This window comes from Planococcus shenhongbingii (genome assembly GCF_030413635.1).
Lineage (GTDB): Bacteria > Bacillota > Bacilli > Bacillales_A > Planococcaceae > Planococcus > Planococcus shenhongbingii.
The window spans coordinates 2936419-2955257 of the sequence record NZ_CP129235.1; the positions used below are offsets into that span (position 1 = coordinate 2936419).

Annotated in this window: 15 protein-coding genes; 2 read left to right on the forward strand and 13 right to left on the reverse strand. The window is 40.3% G+C overall.

The genetic code is table 11. The annotated features are described in order from the left end of the window. Positions 1-19 precede the first annotated feature (19 nt). The gene (locus QWY16_RS14450) at positions 20-595 is read right to left on the reverse strand and encodes an HD domain-containing protein (RefSeq protein WP_367281317.1); all 576 of its coding nucleotides are present in this window, start codon (positions 593-595) and stop codon (positions 20-22) included. A 226-nt stretch (positions 596-821) separates the two neighbouring features. Here QWY16_RS14450 and QWY16_RS14455 point away from each other — a divergent pair, with 226 nt between their 5' ends. Next, a complete protein-coding gene (locus QWY16_RS14455; RefSeq protein WP_300989927.1) occupies positions 822-4022 on the forward strand; it encodes a hypothetical protein in 3201 nt (1066 codons plus the stop codon). Between the two features lie 37 nt (positions 4023-4059). Here QWY16_RS14455 and QWY16_RS14460 read toward each other — a convergent pair whose 3' ends face one another. From QWY16_RS14460 to QWY16_RS14470, 3 genes are all read right to left on the reverse strand, one after another. Beyond that, entirely contained in the window at positions 4060-5484 is a 1425-nt protein-coding gene (locus QWY16_RS14460) for a glycosyltransferase family 2 protein (protein WP_300989928.1), read from the reverse strand. Beyond that, positions 5481-6527: a HEAT repeat domain-containing protein gene (locus tag QWY16_RS14465; protein WP_300989929.1), complete on the reverse strand. Its 1047-nt coding sequence runs from the start codon at positions 6525-6527 to the stop codon at positions 5481-5483. Before QWY16_RS14465 ends, QWY16_RS14460 begins: the two co-directional genes overlap by 4 nt. A 189-nt stretch (positions 6528-6716) precedes the next feature. After that, complete coding sequence (locus tag QWY16_RS14470) at positions 6717-7421, reverse strand: DUF459 domain-containing protein (protein ID WP_300989931.1); 705 nt, start codon at positions 7419-7421, stop codon at positions 6717-6719. Between the two features lie 303 nt (positions 7422-7724). Here QWY16_RS14470 and QWY16_RS14475 point away from each other — a divergent pair, with 303 nt between their 5' ends. Next, positions 7725-8111 (forward strand): DUF805 domain-containing protein, encoded by a 387-nt coding sequence (locus tag QWY16_RS14475; protein WP_300989932.1) that lies wholly within the window; start codon positions 7725-7727, stop codon positions 8109-8111. Positions 8112-8239: 128 nt separating this feature from the next. On the opposite strand, the gene QWY16_RS14480 is transcribed toward QWY16_RS14475, so the two are convergent. The 9 genes from QWY16_RS14480 to QWY16_RS14520 form a co-directional block, all read right to left on the reverse strand. Then, a complete protein-coding gene (locus QWY16_RS14480; protein WP_300989933.1) occupies positions 8240-8506 on the reverse strand; it encodes a YciI family protein in 267 nt (88 codons plus the stop codon). A 264-nt stretch (positions 8507-8770) separates the two neighbouring features. Next, entirely contained in the window at positions 8771-9949 is a 1179-nt protein-coding gene (locus tag QWY16_RS14485) for a glycosyltransferase family 4 protein (RefSeq protein ID WP_300989934.1), read from the reverse strand. A gap of 52 nt (positions 9950-10001) precedes the next feature. Next, a complete protein-coding gene (locus tag QWY16_RS14490; RefSeq protein WP_300989935.1) occupies positions 10002-11054 on the reverse strand; it encodes a hypothetical protein in 1053 nt (350 codons plus the stop codon). A gap of 30 nt (positions 11055-11084) precedes the next feature. Next, entirely contained in the window at positions 11085-12266 is a 1182-nt protein-coding gene (locus tag QWY16_RS14495; RefSeq protein ID WP_300989936.1) for a glycosyltransferase family 4 protein, read from the reverse strand. A 104-nt stretch (positions 12267-12370) separates the two neighbouring features. Further along, positions 12371-12991, reverse strand: coding sequence for a sugar transferase (locus QWY16_RS14500; RefSeq protein ID WP_300989937.1), 621 nt, complete (start codon positions 12989-12991; stop codon positions 12371-12373). 12 nt (positions 12992-13003) lie between these two features. Continuing rightward, positions 13004-14293: a nucleotide sugar dehydrogenase gene (locus tag QWY16_RS14505; protein ID WP_367281318.1), complete on the reverse strand. Its 1290-nt coding sequence runs from the start codon at positions 14291-14293 to the stop codon at positions 13004-13006. Next, a complete protein-coding gene (locus tag QWY16_RS14510; protein WP_300989938.1) occupies positions 14290-15570 on the reverse strand; it encodes a hypothetical protein in 1281 nt (426 codons plus the stop codon). Before QWY16_RS14510 ends, QWY16_RS14505 begins: the two co-directional genes overlap by 4 nt. A gap of 51 nt (positions 15571-15621) precedes the next feature. Next, complete coding sequence (murJ, locus tag QWY16_RS14515) at positions 15622-17136, reverse strand: murein biosynthesis integral membrane protein MurJ (RefSeq protein ID WP_300989939.1); 1515 nt, start codon at positions 17134-17136, stop codon at positions 15622-15624. Positions 17137-17492: 356 nt separating this feature from the next. After that, positions 17493-18515: a lipid II:glycine glycyltransferase FemX gene (locus QWY16_RS14520; protein ID WP_300989940.1), complete on the reverse strand. Its 1023-nt coding sequence runs from the start codon at positions 18513-18515 to the stop codon at positions 17493-17495. Positions 18516-18839: the final 324 nt, after the last annotated feature.

Consider the following 18839-nt stretch of genomic DNA (forward strand, 5'->3'; position numbering starts at 1 on the left):
TGAAAGGCTATCCTTTCACTCAGCTTTTTAGATTGTCCGGAAATACGTGTTTTATTTCTTTTTCAAGTTCTTCAAGCAGCGGCAGCTCGGTTCTCCTGTCTGCAAGTGCTTCTGCAAGTGCTTCTGCAATTCCCAGGTAATACCAGGCTTGCTGCTGTTTCCCCCGGTTAAAACGGTCCCATACGCCTTCTCCCAAATCTTCTAAGTCCATACGGATAGATCTTAAATTATGCAATTTGTCGGCGGTAATGATCGCCAGTTCATTTCGTGAAAGCGAGGCGAGCTTTGAAATCGTATGGCGTTTCCGGTCTTCCCACGGCAATGTTTTATCAGGCTCTGATGCAGATTTAATGAGTTCCAACACAATCTCGCCAAACACCACTTTTACTTCTTCTTCTGTTGTCGCTGTATCTTCCAAAGTATCGTGCAATATTCCTGCAGCAACCACTTCATCACTTTCTCCTGCTTTTTGGAGCATCATTCCCACTGCGAAAGGATGGCTGATATACGGAATATCCGTTCCTTTGCGCAGTTGGCCTGCGTGTTTGACTGCTGCAAATTGAATCGCTTTTTCTATCAGATTTTCCATTGCCATTCACCTTCCTCTTTTCAGTATACTATGGGCTCTATTTTCGGATTTCATTTCGCAAAATTCAACTTTTGATTTGGATAACAAAATTTATTTAAATGCCATCTTATTAAAAGTAAATTTTTTCTATATTAAATAAACAAAATACCTATTTCTGTACCCATTCTTTGTCAATTTACGATATAATATTCCAAGGTTTTCATTTAGATTTAATTAGAAAAGAGGCGTATCCGTGAGGAGAATTATCCTTTTAATCGTTACATTAATCATTGTTCTGGCATTTCCTTTTATCATTTGGAGCATACAAAGCAAAGAACAGCTGCAAGTCGCCATCATCGATAAAACAGTTCCAACTGAAAATTATCGGGAGCACCATGGCTTAACCTGGCTGCTTAATCACAACCGTTATGTCAAAGTTGACGGCTCAACATATACAAATAACTCCGATTACTTCGGTTTTGTGCCAAATGAAAATAAACAAACCTATGACATCCGTGAAGTGCCTGATTCATTGGCAGGAACCGATTTGATTTATGTGGCTGATACTTACGGCGTTTATAACGAAGATTTATCGTGGAATGAGCCGCAAGAAGAAAATGCTCCTTCTCTTTTATATGGCGGATTAGAGATCGATGAATGGAACACGATCAAAGATCAAGTCACACAAGGAGGCTCTGACCTTATTGTTGAGTTCAATTCGTTTGCCTCTCCTACAACAGAAGATGTTCGGTCGGACATGACTGACTTTCTCGGCGTCGACTGGACCGGCTGGAGCGGCCGGTATTTTGGTGAGTTAAGCACGTCAGAAGAAGAAGTGCCGAAATGGGTTGTCACCCGTTATAAAAAGTCCGGAGAGAGCTGGAACTATAAGGGTCCAGGATTTGTCCTGGTCAACGATAAAAAAGAAGAAATTGTTGTATTGTCTGAACAGCAAGGAGACGTTGGTCCCGAAGGAATTCAAGTCATGTTCAACGATCAAGGCAAAGAGCTGTTCGCTTTGGATCAGTCTCCTGCATTTCAATACTGGTTCGATATCAGTGAACCCGCAGTCAACGGAACAGTGCTGGCCGACTATAAATGGGACTTAACGGATGAAGGTTCTGCCATCTTGAAAGAACATGGCATTCCTGCACAATTCCCGGCAATTGTGCAGCAGCAAAAAAATGAAGCAGACATTTATTTCTTTGCAGGAGATTTTGTCGACATTGGCGACATTCCGGATTTATACCAGTATAGCGGTTTCGCTAAAATCCAGTCGCTCTTGTCCTTTAAAGCGATGGAGTCAGAATCTGCTTTTTACTGGAAAACATATGCACCGATGATGGAAAGCATCCTGGCAAAAACAGAACAGAAAGAATCCCGGAAAGCAATAGAACCGGCTGCAGCTGTGCAAGCGGAAAGCAAGGGCATCAAGTATCCTTCCCGGATCAACGGACAAACATTTGAAGTTTATCAAGACGGCAAATGGCAGCCTTTTACGGTTAAAGGCGTTAATATCGGGATGGCAAAACCTGGTACTTTTCCAGGAGAAGCCGCCATCACCCGCGAAGAATACGACCGCTGGTTCAAACAAATTGGAGAAATGAACGCCAATGCAATCCGGGTTTATACGCTTCATCCTCCGGCATTTTATGAAGCATTAAAAAGTTACAATGAAACAGCTGACGAGCCGCTGTATTTGTACCATGGAGTCTGGGTGGATGAAGAACCACTCGTTGAAAAACTGGATGCTTTTGATGCAGATATCACCAAAAATTTCCAAGCAGAAATCCAAAAAATTGTTGATGTCGTACATGGCAATGCAACCGTTAAAGAAAAGCCGGGCCATGCAGCCGGAACCTATAAGGCAGATGTCTCCCCTTATGTTATTGGCTGGGTCATTGGAATTGAATGGTTCCCTGACATGGTTGATGAGATGAATCATCTTCATCCCGACCTTGGCGATTATGACGGCGAACATATTTACACGAAAAACGCCAATCCAATGGAACATTGGCTCGCGATGCAGCTGGACTCGCTTGCGGAATATGAATTGAGCAATTACGACAGCATGCGTCCTTTAAGCTTTACAAACTGGGTGACTACCGATAATTTGGATCAGCCTGCTGAACCAAGTGATAAGGAAGATATCGCTTCGGTAGATCCAAACCATATCAAATCGAAAGACATCATTCAGGAAGTGGGCATGTTTGCGTCTTATCATGTATATCCCTATTATCCGGATTTCTTGAATCTCGAGAAAAAATATACGGAATTTATCGACCATAGAGGCGAACGCAATAACTACGCCGGTTATTTAAAGGATTTGAACGATTCGCATGAATTGCCGATATTGATTGCGGAATTCGGCATCCCTGCTTCTCGTGGTAAAACACACGAAAACCCATTCGGTTGGAACCAAGGATTTATTTCTGAACAACAGCAAGGGGAAATCGTCCAACATCTTTACGAAGATATCCTGAACGAAGAAATGCTTGGAGGCTTAGTCTTCACTTGGCAAGATGAATGGTTTAAGCGCACATGGAATACGATGGATTATGACAATCCGGACCGACGTCCGTTTTGGTCAAATGCCCAGACCAACGAACAGCAATTTGGTCTGCTCAGCTTTGACCGGCACAAAGTAAAAGTTGATGGCAAAGATGATTGGCAAGACGGGACGGAAATATTTGAAAAAGGTACAAAATCATTGAATTCGTTCACCATGGATCATGACGAACGCTATCTTTACATCAAAGCCGATTTTAATGATAAAGATTGGTGGGACCAACAAGATTTCAATCTTTACTTCAACCTAAGGGAAGACAATGGCATTGCAGTTGAAACTGCACCCAGCAAAAAGTTCAATGCTGATTTCCACTTGAAAATCAGCGGTAAAGATTCTGCACGGCTTTTAGTGGCAGGTAACTACGACTCGTTTTATTTCGATTATGCGGAACGCCTTAAAATGATACCTGAATCAAAGCAGGACTTATCGAAGGTATTCCACCCAATTCGTTTAGCTTTAAATAAAGAAGTGACCCGTCCTGATACAGGAGAAGTCCTTCCTTTCTCTGCATATGAAACTGGAATATTAAAGTATGGCATTGCCGATCCGGAATCGGCAGAATATGATTCCTTGAACGACTGGTACTATTCGGAAGAAACTGGAATTCTGGAAATCAGAATTCCATGGATGCTATTAAATGCCAAAGACCCAAGCCAACGGGAATTTATGGGTGATATGCGGAAAGATGGCATAGAAGCTTCCATTAACGTAGAAGGCATTAATACAGCTGTCACTTTGACTGATAAGAAAGGCACCATTACTGACTATTTTGCTGAAGGACAGCCTGGCAGCTACACATGGGAAGAATGGGAATTGCCGAAGTCTAAAGAACGTTTAAAACAGTCTTATTACATCTTGCAGGACTTGTTCAGCAATATAGAATAACAAAAAAGAAAGTCCGCAATTGCGGACTTTCTTTTTTTTATATGCCTTCTTCTTTCGAGAAGACCCCTTGCCTTTCCATATCTCCCCATACTGATTTCTTCGTAATAGCAACTATGATTCCCTGGACACGCCAGAAATTCATCAATATGCGGTACCAGAAAGTTTCAGTCAAAGCGTAAATGAATAAAACCACAATACTCTTTCTTTCCGGATATTTATGGTAGGTCCATTCTTCAAGCAAAACAGCAAGTGAAGATAAGAGCGAACCATATAAGATCATGACGAGAAGCATCACAACGATAATTTCGGTATCCACGACTGAAAACAGCAAACCGCTGATGATAATTGCATAACCCATCACTTCGAAAAGAGCACTTAATAATTCAAAGAACAAAAAGTACGGCATGGAGAACATTCCAATGCCTTTATATTTGGGATTGAAAAGCATTTTTCGATGGATCCAAATCGTCTCTGCAAGACCCCGCTGCCAGCGGATCCGTTGTGTACGAAGCGACGCAATTGTACTAGGTGCTTCAGTCCAGCATACGGGATCTTGAATGTACTCGATTCGCTGATCTGATTTCTCGTCTTTTATCGAACGATGAATGCGCACAATCAATTCCATGTCTTCACCGACTGTATCGGGATTATAGCCTCCTACTTTAATAACACGGCTTTTTTCAAAAACCCCAAAAGCTCCAGATATGATCAACAGGATATTAGCTCTGCTGAATCCGAGGCGTCCGATTAAGAATGAACGGAAATACTCAATAATCTGCATAATTTCCAACGAACGTTTCGGCAGCTGAACCTTTTCTATAACTCCATTATTAATTTTGCATCCATTGGCAATCCGGACTGTCCCTCCTGTCGCTGTGACTTTTCCACCAGAATCGATGATCGGTTTCACAGTTTTCAAAAGAGCATCTTTTTCCAGTACAGAATCGCCGTCAATTGCAGCGAAATAAGGATAATGTGAAAAATTGATGCCTGCATTTAGAGCATCCGCCTTGCCGCCATTCTCTTTTTCAATTAAAAATAAATTAGGATAAAGCTTTGATTGATAGGCTTTTTTTAGTTTGCCAGTCTTAAAATAGCTGCGCGTCGCAAGCTCAATCGGCGCCATCTGAAACGGTTCAATCAGTTTCTCACTTGTTAAATCAGTCGATCCATCATTAACGACGATTACTTCAAATTGCGGATAATTCAACGACAACAAGGACTGTACAGTGCTGGATACACCGGCTTCCTCATTATATGCCGGCACCAGTACAGAAACGGGGTATGTGTCTTTGTTAATCATCATTTCTTCGATTTGTTCCAAACGGTTCAATTTCTTCTCCCGGTTTATTTTCGGGCCGGCCACCAAAAACATCCCGAGATAAATTAAGTTAGCAGACAGCATATAGATGATGATGGTCCAAGAACCCGCTTCAAGTATGGTGCTCCATAACCCGCTCATTGGCTTTCACCGCCTTTTCTTGTCAGCATATGCTTCGCAATATCCCTTGCATATGCATCTTCACTTGTTGCTCCAATGTGCTTTAACAATCCTGTGCCATCTTCTAATCCGTAAATGTTTTCTGCCGCAGCAAACCGGACCCACCAAACCGGATCCGAAAACAGCTCAATTAGAGATTCTTTGAATTCGTTCAATCCGCAGGCACCTGTCAGTTTTGCGGCATACATCCGTTCTTCCCAAAATTCCGACTTAAAAAATGCCGACAATTTTGATGGGTCTTCCAGTTTCTCGTAATTGCACAAGCTCTTCATCGCTTTGATGCGTACTTCTTTTCTTTCATCCAGCATCATTTTTTCAACAAACGGAAAGAAAAGTTTGTTTTTCTGTTCGCCATTGATGGTTAAGAAAGCAAACAACAGATTTTCTGAGGCATTGTCTTTTAAAGCCATTCTCTGTGATAAGTCTGTTAATAAGTTTTCATCTAGTCTAAACAAAATCTCTTTAATAAAAGCCACTGACAACATTCGATTGCCAACTAAAACATCGATCACCATTGGATTTTGCAAAATGGCGGATGCACGCAGGCTTTGACGGTATTCTTCGTCTTGTTTCCGTAAGCCTTTGAAATGCAATTCTACTCCTTCACGAAGAGAAAACATCCGGAAATCTTCTATAAAATACAAAGCGTTGATCCGCTCAGCCCATTTCCCTTTTTTTAAAACCTTTTTATAATAAGTGCTTAAATTTTCTTCTGCTAGTTCTGCCACCTTCAGCTTTTCATCTATCGGCTCAGCTTCAGACATCAGTATATCAAGAATTCTTTCAATAACTGCAGCTTGAAATTGCACACCTGCTGGAAGCTCTGGCTGTTCTGTCAGTGTTCCTTTTATCACTTTCCTATATTGAGGAAGCAAACGTTCCACTTCCAATTGCAGCTTTTGGTCAGCAGATAGTGTACGTGTTTTCCATATTATTAAACCCACCAGTAAGATAAACTGAAATGCCAGGAGTATTCCAATCACCCATAAAAAAATATCAACCATCTATATGAACTCCTTTTTACTGCGCCATTTTACTCTCTCTTTTTTTAAATGTACTTGAATTTTACTTTAACAAGAAAAAATTGTTAATAAAAAACAATAATAAACTTCATCTTACTATAATTGAAAAGAAAAGAGTAGAAGCTGAAAATAATAAAAAACACTTTCAATATGAAAGTGTTTTACGGTCTATTATTGGCTTAGTTGCTCAAACCATATATCATAACCTTCACCTTTAAGATGGATGCCATCAATCGTGATTTCCTTCTTCAATTGGCCATCTGGCGCTTCAAAAGCCGTATGTAGATCTACAAAATCTAAGCTATTTTCTTCAGCAACTTCTTGAAGTATTTTATTGAACTGGTGGACTTTTTCATTTGAAATCTCATTATTGAAATCTTGGTTATTGATTGGAAGAATCGATTGGAGAATGACCTTTGTAGAATTTTCATCAAAAGACTGAATGATTTTCTCTATATTTCTGCGATAAGAATCAGCTTCTACTCCTGCAGCGATATCATTGATGCCAATCATAAGATAAACTTCTTTGGGATTCCGCTTCGCGGCTTCATCAATTCGGTTTAAAACCCCTTTAGATGTATCTTCTGCAATCCCTCTATTTAAAACTACTTGACCCGGATAATACTCCTGAAATTCACCGTGATCCGTGATGCTGTCGCCTACAAACACTTTGTCGGGCTTAGGCGGATTCAGCGATTCGAAAATATCTTTTTTCTGGAGGTAGTAATCCGGGAACTCCTGAGGTGAAGCTGCATTTCCAATTTGTTCTTTTATAAATGGAATTCCGCCCTGTTTATACAGAATAAAACCGGCTGCTCCAATAAACAATAGATTCACAATCAGTGATCCCATTAATAACGCCTTTGCCTTTTTCAATCCTTGTCACTTCCTATTTCTAAAATACGCCTTCATTTTCTTAAAAGCCATAGTAAATATTATTGCCTAACTCAGAACGATTTAAACTTTAAGAAGAAAAGATGAAAAGCAATATTTTAACTCGTTAGTTGAGTAAGGCGATAAACTAAAACCAACTATCAAATATTCTATACAGTTAATTAAACTTAATGATATGTATAATAATACCATTTATGGTTAAATATTTGTAAATATCATCTAGTCAAATAAAACTCCTGTTGCTATAATCAGTTGAGTTCCAATCATTAAAGTGAGGTGAAAATTATGAATGAATTTATTAATGTATTTAAAAAAGCATTTGTCTTCAGAGGTCGTTCTAGACGCAGAGAGTATTGGATGTTCGTATTATTTAGTGCAATTTTCAATATTGTCCTCTCTATAGTAGATGCAATTGCTGAGCTTAATCTAGCTGAAGGTATGGGACTTCTTTCCGGACTATTTTCTCTTCTCATTATCATACCTAGTCTATCCGTTACGATCCGCCGGCTTCACGATATCGGCAAAAGCGGCTGGTGGATTTTGATTGCCTTGATTCCGATTATCGGATGGATTGTATTATTTATTTTTTCCTTACTGGACAGCCAGCCAGGCAGCAACGCCTATGGGCCAAGCCCGAAAGAATCGAATTCCGATTACGCTATGGCGAAGTAAAAACAACAAAGCCGCTCTCCTTTTAACTGGAGAGCGGCTTTGTTTATCAAAAATTTGCATAAAACTATTTCTGACTTGATGGGAATACTCAATAGCATAAACTCGCTCTGTCACTTCTGTAAAACTTCCTATTCAGCCCAAACCGCATCCCACTCATGTATCTCGTAATTCCGTGCACCGTTTTGTATGTACGGGTCCTGTTTAACAAAAGACTCACATTCTTCAAAAGAAGCAGCACGGTAAATGACGAGTCCTCCTGAACCATCTGTAAACTTGCCATTTGCCTTCACATGTTTAGCCTGGCGCATCGATTCCAAAAAAGACAAATGCTGAGGCCTGAATCTTTCACTTTTCTCCTGATTTGCCATAGGCAGTAGCACTGCATAATACTCCATCAACTGCACCTCTTATTTTTTATTAGTTAATCAAATGACACAATAATAACTCATCTTGCCTTAAAATCATAGAAAAGGAGTTGTCCCAAAAGTAATTTGGGACTACTCCATTGCGACGAAGCTAGCGCAGCGATGCAGGTGCAATAGTATTAACTTACGCTTTATTAGAAGCAAGGGGCTGTCCAATAAGTCTAATAATAGACTTATCGGACAGCCCCATCCTGCTTTTCAATTTAACGCTGAGCACTGTGCTTATTTGCCTGTTCAACTTGTTTCTTCAATAAAACCCGCTCGCTCGATTAACGTTTTTTGATAAAAATCATCCATCTCGTGCCATATTGTTTCATTGCTGAAGTTTTCTTCTCCCCATTTTTTTCCTTGTACCCCCATCTGTTTTCGAAGATCCGGATTCGCAATAAGGTAATCTAATTGGGTAATTACCTTATTCACATTTTCTGGATCAACCAGCAACCCTGTTTCCCCTAGGACCACCGTATCTCTTGCACCTGTCACATCTGCTGCAAGAACTGGAACGCCTGCAAGAGAAGCTTCTAAAGAAACATTTCCGAATCCTTCACGTTTAGTTAAGAATACAAATATATCCATTAAAAAATAAAATGGAATTGGGTTATGCTGATAACCCCTGTATATAATATGAGGGTTTTCCATTATTTCTGTTTTTGTAGCGTTGCTGACAGCATCTCCTTCTTCAAAATCCCCTACAACTAACAATCGCAAATTCGGATTCGTTTCATGCAAGTAAAGAAAAGATTCAACCAGTTCCTCTATTCCCTTATCTTTGGTCAACCTTCCCACATACCCAAGCACCGTATGTTGACTAGACAGCCCCGTAGTCTGGCGTATCTGCTCAATTTCCGACTTCAGCGACGCAGTCATTTTGAAACTTTCTAGATCAAATCCGTTATAACTTCCTTGTCCCAAAATACGGATTTTGTGTTCCGGAGCAATCCCCAGGCTAATCAGCTGCTCTTTTAAACTTGGAGATACGGCCAGAACATCTGTTGCTGCAGTAGCGGCAATCTTTTCAGCGGCATGCAGAATTTTTCTTTTCAAGCCGCCAGTAGTTTCCAATCTAAGACCGAGTACATTATAAATCCTGACGGGCACTCCGCATAAGAATGCCGCCAGTGTTACAATGAGTCCCGCCTTCGGTGTTCCGGCATTGACAATATCCGGCCGCTCTTTTCGGAACAGCCGAATACATGCCATCAAAGACTTAAAATCTTGAATAAGTGATATCTCTCTTTCCATATTCACCGTCAGTACTTTTGCTTCTTCATATTCTTCAAATACCTGAATATAATCGCCTTCGGAAGAAATTGCCCGTACCTCATAACCTTCTCTCTTCAGATAAGCTAACTGTCCTTTCATTAACTTTAAACTTAATGGAATGGTAACAGCGTGTATGACTTTAATGGCCATGCTAAATCCCCCTTATCACTCTTTTCTTCAAACGCTGCCTACATGCACATTTTTAAACCAAAGTTTCTTGCGTAATCTGGTCTATCAGCATTTGAGCATAATGCGTAGGATTGGTATCTTTCACGGAAAAAACCTTCTGGCTGTTTTTTACGAGAGAGCTTAAAATTTCTTTTTCATTTGTTGCACATTCCTCAATATCAAGTTCAGGATTAAAAAATTCATAAGCAGTCAACAAAGGAGATTTCAAATAGTGAAAAGCATTTCGATTAAAATTAACTAACTTCCGGATGGCTTCTGGGTCGGACTGGATTGTGACCTCATTGTCCCCTTTTTCCAATATCGCTACATGAGTCACCACTTCAGCATCCAGAAACGTATCACTGTCTACATAACGCGTAATAGGTGTCGCTTTTGAGAAGGAAACATATTCTAAAGGCGGAAACACTTTCGTTGCTTTGTTTTTTAATTTAGCGCCTTTACTTTGTTCCACATTTGAATAAAAGCGGAACGAGCTGGTCCAGGGAACCGAATAAATTTTTTCCCCGTCCGTAATGGCCAAATCTTCAGCAATGAATTTTGCTTCATGTTCCATGCAGGCCATCATGCTGCTCAATGTCTTTCCAGTGCTTGGAGGGGCAAAAACCGCAACTGTGGAACCTTCTTTTTGAAACGCAGAGCAATGGATTGGCGCAAAACCTTTCTTCAATAAAAGAACTCCGGCTAAGTCAGTCAAGATATAACCAATCGAATGCAGGTTCATGATTCGGTGTGTGATAAATTTATAATAGTTTTTGTTCACTGTTATTTTTGGTTCATCGGACAATAGGTTTTCTGCCTTGATCCGAAATTTTTCTTTCATCGCTAAATTGCGGGTATAGTAGATTTTATTTTCTCCTGGAGAGCCGTTGAAGTAATGATATTTCCCCAGTGTTTCCAACTGATCATCTTCGTTGAACTCCTCCATGACTAAATTGATTTTCACTTCACACTGTTCATATTCTTCGCGGGTGCTTTCGGGCATATTATGGCCAAAAGACCATTTAAAATCCTTAATATTCGTTTTTACCGCTAGAATATTTTTTGCAGCAACATAGTAGTAATCCATAAAATCCCCCTCTTCTATCCATCTGTTATTTTAAATATGGGTCTGTCCGGCAGGCTTCAGGCTGTCAGCCAGGCAAGTTTGATAATAACGGTCCAGTTCTTTCCACATCACATGATTGCTGAAGTTTTCAACCGCCCATTTGTATCCTTGCTCTCCCATTTGGCGGCGTATTTCCGGCGCAAGTATCAATAATTCAAGTTTTTCCAGGATATCAAGGGGATTTTCAGGATCTGCCAGAAAGCCTGTTTTACCGTCGACAATGGTATTTTTAGCTCCCGTAACGTTTGCAGCAATAACCGGCACTTTTGAAAGAGCAGCTTCAATTGCCACATTTCCGAAGCCTTCCCGTTTTGTTAAAAATACAAATACGTCCATCATATGATAGAACGGAACTGGATTCCCTTGGTAACCGGTATGGATAATGTACGGGTTTTCCTTGATTTCCTTTTGTATTCTTTCTTCTACCGGATCAGCCATTTCGTAATCCCCGATGAGCAGCAGCCTCAAATTCGGATGAGTCTTATGTAGCGCAAGGAAAGAATCGATCAGCTCTGTAATGCCTTTGTCTTTCGTCATACGGCCGACAAAGCCTAATACAACATGCTCTTCAGTAAGTCCATATTCTTTCCTATTCGCCTTTATTGTTTCTTCGACTTCAGCTGTTTTCTGGAACTCTGCAATATTAAAACCATCGCCGCTTCCTTTTCCCAATACGGAAATTTTCTCGATTGGAGCAATGCCGAATTCAGCTATGCGGCTTTTTAAACTGTCTGAAACCGCTAGACAATGAGTAGAAGCACCCGCCGCTACTTTTTCAGCAGCAACCAAAATCTGTCTTTTTAACCCACTAGTGGTCTCCATTCGAAGTCCCCTAAGAGTATAGATGCGAATTGGCACTCGGCAAATATAAGCCGCAAGAGTGACAATCAGGCCTGCTTTAGGTGTACTGGCATTGACAATATCGGGCTTTTCCTTGCGGATGATCCGAATGCACTTCACCAAAGATTTAAAGTCTTTTAAAAGGGAAATTTCCCGTTCCATTTCAATCAGCAGCACCTGTGTTTCTTCCTGTTTTTCAAATTTTTCTACATAGCTGCCGTTTGAACTCATTGCTTTTATGTCATAGCCGCATGCAGCCAAATATTTCAGCTGCCCTTTCATGAAATAAAGGCTTTCTGAAACTGTCACTGCTTGAATTACTTTACTTCCCATTCAACTTCACTCCTTTGGATAATGCCAAGCGCCATATGTTGTTTTAGTTTGTATGAAAAATGAACGTTTAAGCAGCTGATTCATCTGTATGAATGGATTTCAATTTATTCATTGCTGTAAACGCCTTCGGATTTGATCACTTTAAAGAATGTTTGCAAAATGATGTACAGATCATATCGAATGTTCTTTCGGTTGATGTATTCTACATCCAGATCAATTTTTTCATCCCAAGTGAGCGCATTTCTTCCGCTGATTTGTGCCAGTCCTGTAACGCCTGGCTTAACAAAAAGCCGCTGTTTCTGGTATTCGTTGTAATTGTCTGTCTGTGAAGGCATGGTTGGTCGCGGGCCGACAAAAGCCATATCCCCTTTTACAATATTGATCAATTGCGGCAATTCATCTAAACTGGTAGTCCGCAGAATATATCCGACTTTTGTAATCCTTGGATCGTTTTCCACTACATCAATGTCCAGGCTCAGTTTTTCGGGCTCATCATACATCGTCCGGAACTTATAAATTGTAAAGTATTGGCCGTGCAAACCGCCGCGGACTTGAGTAAAAAAGATGGACCCTTTTGATTCCAGTTTGATCAGGATTCCGATTACAACAAACAGCGGGGACAAAATAATTAATAGTAATAGTGCGAAAAGCCACGCACTGCTGCGGGCTAGATATTGGGACCACTTGGCTTGCTTCAACTCAAAAGCAGTTTGTTCATTTGCCATTTCTATTCCTCCTTAAAATCGCCAAAGCTCGATGTTTTCCGGCTTTTCATTCGGATCCAAAGTACTCTTTATATCAAAGACCAGTCCTTTTTTATCGATGAGAAGCTTTTCAATCAACTTCCATCCGGCCTCTTTATACAATTTATGAGGGACAGCGAGGATGACCGCGGATGCTGGAAGCAGCTCCGATTCCGGAGTGATGATAAGCCCGTAGCGCCGCTCCATCTCCTCCGCATCAATGCAAATATCTGCAATTTGCACTTCAATGCCGTATTCCTGGAGTTCTTCAATTACATCGAGCACTTTTGAATTTCTCAGCTCATTCATATCTTCTTTATAAGTAATGCCTAATACAGTGACTCGCATTCCTTTTACTGCACTGTTGTTTTTAACCAGCTTTTTTACAACGGTCCTGGCGATGTAACTGCTTATACCGTCGTTGACTCGTCTGCCCGCTAAGATGATTTCAGGATGGTAGCCCGCTTCTTGGGCTTTATGCGTCAAATAATACGAGTCAAATCCTACCCGGCGCCCACTGACAAGTCCGGGAGTAAACTTCAGAAAACTTTTTTTGGTTCCTGCAGTTTCCAGCACATCGTTGGTATCGATGCCCAAGCGATTAAAAATAAGTGCCACTTCATTTATAAAGGCAATATTGACGTCCTGCTGCGTGTCTTCGATCACTTTTGCCGCTTCTGCAACCCGTATTGATTTTGCTTTAAAGACGCCGGCATCAACTACACTGCCATAAACGGAGGCTACAAAATCCAGGACTGCTTCATTTTGCCCGGAAACAACTTTCTTCGTTTTTGTAAAAGCCTGTTTCTTGTTTTTGGGTTGGACGCGTTCAGGGGAATAGCCCACAAAAAATTCGCTACCTGCCTCTAGTCCTGAATTTTTTTCAAGTACCGGTATGCATTGCTCTTCTGTAGCTCCGGGATAAACTGTCGACTCAAAAACGACAACAGCCCCTTTTTTCATATGCTTGCCTACTGCTGCACTTGCACTCAAAAGAGCCTTAAGATCCGGCTGGTTCAAGCTGTCAACTGGAGTTGGCACCGCAACAATGATAAATCCCGCTTCATTGATTCTTGCTGCATCAGTTGTAAACTCAATATTCAAGTCCTTGAGTTCCCATTCTTCTATTTCATTGGCATTATCGATGCCTGTTAAAAGCTGTTCTATACGCTTATCGTCAATATCAATACCGATGACATTGTATTTTTTCGCGAAAGTGGCAGCGATTGACAAGCCGACATAGCCAAGCCCAACTACCGCTATTTTCAACTTGTCGATCATCATGCTATCCTCTCTCCTTTTTTCTGCTTCCAACGAATATTCGCTAACGTCAAGAGCTGCTTAGTGTTTGACATCGTGAATGTAATCAGCAATAGCGGAATTATTTTATTGCGGTGGCGCATGGCTGTTCCCGCGGATTGTGTCCCATAGGAATAAACGAATACAGTCACAACCAGAAACAGCGCTATGAAGACTTTATTTCTGATCGGCATGTCACTCTTCAAAAGCCCGAAAACAGTAGCTCCTACCAAAAACAAGTAAATCGAAGAATCAAATAGGAAACTCACAATATCTCCCAAACCGCGCCAATCCAATGGAAGCGGCGAAAACATAAAGTAAAACATTTTAATTGGTGCCACCAGAATCGCAGCCACGCCCGTCAAGCCATTCAAGTTTGCCAGATACATCGATCCGCCTTCGCCCCCGATTTCCACTTCGGTGATAACCTTCCCTTCAGGACTAATGAACTTCCCTAGGAACATTTCGGCATTCAGGAAGATGAAGGCAAATAATGCGGCAAAGAATAGGAGATACAGGATGGTCTGGCCCGATTTTTTTGCCGTTCTCGTACTGAGAAACAGAAACGCCAGCACATAAGCAACCACAAATCCAATCATTCCTGAGTGGAAAAGCATCGACGTCAAAGCCAGTACGACTGCCAGCAAGAAGTGGAAGAACCCGCCGTCCGTAAACCATCTGACGAAAAAGTAAAGGGAAACGGTGATCAAGAAGATGATGAGGGATTCACGCAATAAAATACTCGACATAAAAATGCTGTTCGGCATAGCCGAGAAAATAAGCAATGATATGAACATCAATTTCTTATCGGTTTTCAAATGAATCATGGCCTTCAATAAATAAATTGCAGAAAAAACCCAAAAAGCTACATTTAAAAACTGCACAAAAGGCCGCTGGTCGCCAATCATATAGTAAATCGCCGAAAGGAAAGGAACATAATTCGTGGCGCCGTCTTCTAACGGATACATTCCATTGGCAATGAGGAGAGAAACTTCGTGAAAGTATTCAGTATCAGTGCCACTTGAGAAAATAGTGATGGATGGAATATACAAATCAATGAAAAGCACGAATACCCGGACCACAAATCCGATAAAAATAATTGCCAGCCATTCCCTTTCCAGCGTCCGGTACAGATACAAGGATATTGCCACGATGCTGACAAGCAGCATCAACATGCCATAAGCATCACCCAGTGGAATAAAATCTTTAATCATATACGTAACCAAAATTTCCATTAAAAACAGAGCCAATATGAAGAGCATAGTTGGAGCACCCCCTTATAAAACTATAAAAGCTTGTATTGCGAAATATTTTTATCTCTTCGCCAATGCGACTATTCTGGATTTGTAATAGCCGATGTCACTTAATTGAAGAACCCAAAGCATGCTGGCATAAACAACAATCCCTGCTCCAATCCCTCCAGCCAAAGCCAAAATTCCCATTCCTGCTTCATCAAGCAGCGTGTAAATGTATTTGGCTGAGAAACCCATTACAGCTGAAGCCATCACAGCTTTGAACAGATCCTGAACGATTTTTAACGAATTCATCGAACCGACTTTTCGTACCAAGGAAATATATAAAAAGCCTGTGAAAACCAGTGTCGAAATGCTTGTTGCAAGCGCCAGCCCATTAATTCCCATGAATCGTGAAAGAATGAGGCATAAGATGACATTCAAGAACATGGCTCCAAAAGCACTGATCATCGGTGTCCGGGAATCTTCCAGTGAATAAAAGACTTTTACTAGAACTTCTCGGAGCCCGAAGCCGAGCATCCCGACGGCATAGAAGAAAAGTACTCCGGAAGTAAGGATTACCTCATTCGCTTCGAAAGCCCCCCTGCCAAAAAGCAATTCAGTGATTTGTGTTGAAAAAATCATGATGCCGACCGCTGCCGGAATGACGATCAATGCTACAGTCGTTATGATTTTCCCAACGATATTTTTGAGTTCCTCCATATTCTGCTTCACAGCAAGCTTTGAAATTTTTGGAAACATGACGGTCACAACAGCGGTAACAAAAATTGCTTGAATAAAGAATATGATGCGGTGGGAATAAGTTAAAGCAGAGATTCCGCCTTCTACAATCTGCGAGGCTAATGTGCGATCGACCAGCACATTAATCTGATCAGCAGAAACCCCGATAATTACAGGTATGGCGATGTACATCATTTTCCTCACATTTTTTTCTTTAGGATTTACTTTGAAACTGTGCCGGTAGCCTGTTTTGCGTATCCACGGAACCAGGAACAAAAATTGCACAACTACGGCAACGAGAGTTCCGATGGACAATACATAGATATTCGTAAAAGAGCTTAAATAAATGACAAAAAGCATCATTATGTTTAATGGCAATCCGGCAAGAACCGTTGGCAAAAAACTCTTATGGACTTCCAAATAGCCGTTAAAGACATATATCAATGCGGTGAAATAGATGCTCAAGGCAGCAATGCGAGTAAAGTCGATAGCGATTTTCAATGTCTCGCCTTCAAATCCTGAAGCGAATACTTTAACGATGGCTTGTGGAAACAACAGAATGAGCACCACAATGCCCGTTGATAACAGCAAAACGATATTGATCACGTTTGCTGTAAATTTTCTGGCTTCTGCAATTCCTTGTTTTTCCTGAATTTTAGTGAATATCGGAATGAAACTGGCTACAATTCCCATACCTATAAAAGAAAAGAACGCAGTCGGAATATCTGTAGATACCAGATAAGCATCTGTTAAACCATCAGCGCCATAAAAATATGAAAGAGAGATGTCTCTCGAGAAGCCCAGCACTTTAGTTACGATAATTACTGTCATTAAGGCAATAACGGTCTTTTCCATGTTCTTCTACCTCATTTTTTGCTTATTCTTGTAGATTTTTCCTAGTCACTTGGCCATGCAAAAAGCATTATTCGGAACACAAGAATCCTGGGAAGTGTAGCGGTCATCTGATATTCATCCGGTTGAAAATGCCGTTTGCGGTTTACATCCTGGTGCTTCAAAGAAGAAGCTATAACGCCTTATTTGTTGTCGAGTTATATTTGCCTTCCCCCCTGTTTAAACTGTTTATTGAGACTTATACTAAAGCGCTTAGGTTAAAAGTAGGTTAAACTGTTTCAATTTTTGAAATAATCAGCATAAAAAAGAAGTGGACAATCCGCCAGCTTGCGGATCGTCCACTTCTTTTCATTTGGTCTTCAGATTTCCAGCTTTATATTATTACTGTATTCCCGCTTTACGGCTGACCGGTAAGCAGGAAAGAATTCAGTTTCTCTTTCAACACCTGCTGCCTGGCATAATTGATCGTAAATAGGTTCATTCCAAATCTTTTGTCCGATATAAAATTTGAAGTTTGTATTTTTTCCGAATTGCTTTTTGAAGGCGTATAACTTATCATCTAAGCTATTCGTTCTTCCTCCACCGTCATGGATTAAGTTAAATCCATTTTCCTTCCCCCATTCAACAAGAGCATACTGCAAAATATAAGCAGGTGATAAACGATGAAATTCTTCCAATGTGCCAGACAAATGGGTATGAATGGTTTCGCCATAGACAAAATTCAATCCCATTCCAATTACTTGTCCTTCATAGACCGTTTCAACCAGTAAAATATTTTTACCGAAATACCCTAAAATTTCCTTGAAATAATCTTCATCAAAATAATAGTAAGTATCCGCCTTATTACGCTTCATCGTATGATGGTAAATATTGATAAATTCTCCGAGATCCGGCGGATTTACGGTGATCTTAAATTCTACGCCATCATTCAGCGCTTTTCTTATATTTTTCCTGGTAGACTTCGAAAACTCTTTTTGCACAGGATCATCATAATCTTTCAAATTTGTACCAACCGTATTTCGAATATACGAGACTTCATAGCAGTTTTTGAAATCATGTGCATTCGCTATTACAGGATGAAAGCGTATAAACTCGCTAACAATATCGTTTTCTTTGCAATATTCCTGAAAAGCTTCCATAAATTTAGCGGTCAATTCTTCTTGCTTACCGGGTTCGCATTCAGTGATTAAAGGCCCACCATAGCCATATGGCGTAACAATATCGAAATATATTTTACCCAGAATTTTCAAAGGGATTTCACGCTTAATGAACATATGCCTTATTGTTCCAAGTGAATGATGGAATTCAAATACCTCACATTTTCCATTTTCGATTTCCTCGTACAAACGCCCATAATTTTCATCAAAATATAAATCTCCCAATACTATTACCTCTTTTCATATATATATTTAAAATTAATCTCAAAAAATAAAAATTCATATATCTTTTTATGTAATTTTGAAACTGGTATATACAGTAAATCTATCTGAATTATCTAAAATATTATCCCTATTATACCTTGAGAGTATCAAAAGTTCTATGACAAATTTAAAAAAGACCTCTTTTTTTACTACTTAATAATAATAAACCCAGGCTTCAAAGCTTTTCCAACTGCTCAAGTAGAACACAGGCTAAGGATAATGTGTTTTTAAACGCCCTATACAGCCGTTATTTTACAGCCTTATCCACCTTTTATAGTCAATTGA

What these genes read in the sequence shown, in the direction of transcription:
- QWY16_RS14450 (WP_367281317.1), bottom strand. Translation starts at nt 595, where the DNA reads ATGGCAATGGAAAATCTGATAGAAAAAGCGATTCAATTTGCAGCAGTC.
- QWY16_RS14460 (WP_300989928.1), bottom strand. Translation starts at nt 5,484, where the DNA reads ATGAGCGGGTTATGGAGCACCATACTTGAAGCGGGTTCTTGGACCATC.
- QWY16_RS14465 (WP_300989929.1), bottom strand. Translation starts at nt 6,527, where the DNA reads ATGGTTGATATTTTTTTATGGGTGATTGGAATACTCCTGGCATTTCAG.
- QWY16_RS14475 (WP_300989932.1), top strand. Translation starts at nt 7,725, where the DNA reads ATGAATGAATTTATTAATGTATTTAAAAAAGCATTTGTCTTCAGAGGT.
- QWY16_RS14480 (WP_300989933.1), bottom strand. Translation starts at nt 8,506, where the DNA reads ATGGAGTATTATGCAGTGCTACTGCCTATGGCAAATCAGGAGAAAAGT.
- QWY16_RS14485 (WP_300989934.1), bottom strand. Translation starts at nt 9,949, where the DNA reads ATGGCCATTAAAGTCATACACGCTGTTACCATTCCATTAAGTTTAAAG.
- QWY16_RS14490 (WP_300989935.1), bottom strand. Translation starts at nt 11,054, where the DNA reads ATGGATTACTACTATGTTGCTGCAAAAAATATTCTAGCGGTAAAAACG.
- QWY16_RS14495 (WP_300989936.1), bottom strand. Translation starts at nt 12,266, where the DNA reads ATGGGAAGTAAAGTAATTCAAGCAGTGACAGTTTCAGAAAGCCTTTAT.
- QWY16_RS14500 (WP_300989937.1), bottom strand. Translation starts at nt 12,991, where the DNA reads ATGGCAAATGAACAAACTGCTTTTGAGTTGAAGCAAGCCAAGTGGTCC.
- QWY16_RS14505 (WP_367281318.1), bottom strand. Translation starts at nt 14,293, where the DNA reads ATGATGATCGACAAGTTGAAAATAGCGGTAGTTGGGCTTGGCTATGTC.
- QWY16_RS14510 (WP_300989938.1), bottom strand. Translation starts at nt 15,570, where the DNA reads ATGCTCTTCATATTGGCTCTGTTTTTAATGGAAATTTTGGTTACGTAT.
- murJ (WP_300989939.1), bottom strand. Translation starts at nt 17,136, where the DNA reads ATGGAAAAGACCGTTATTGCCTTAATGACAGTAATTATCGTAACTAAA.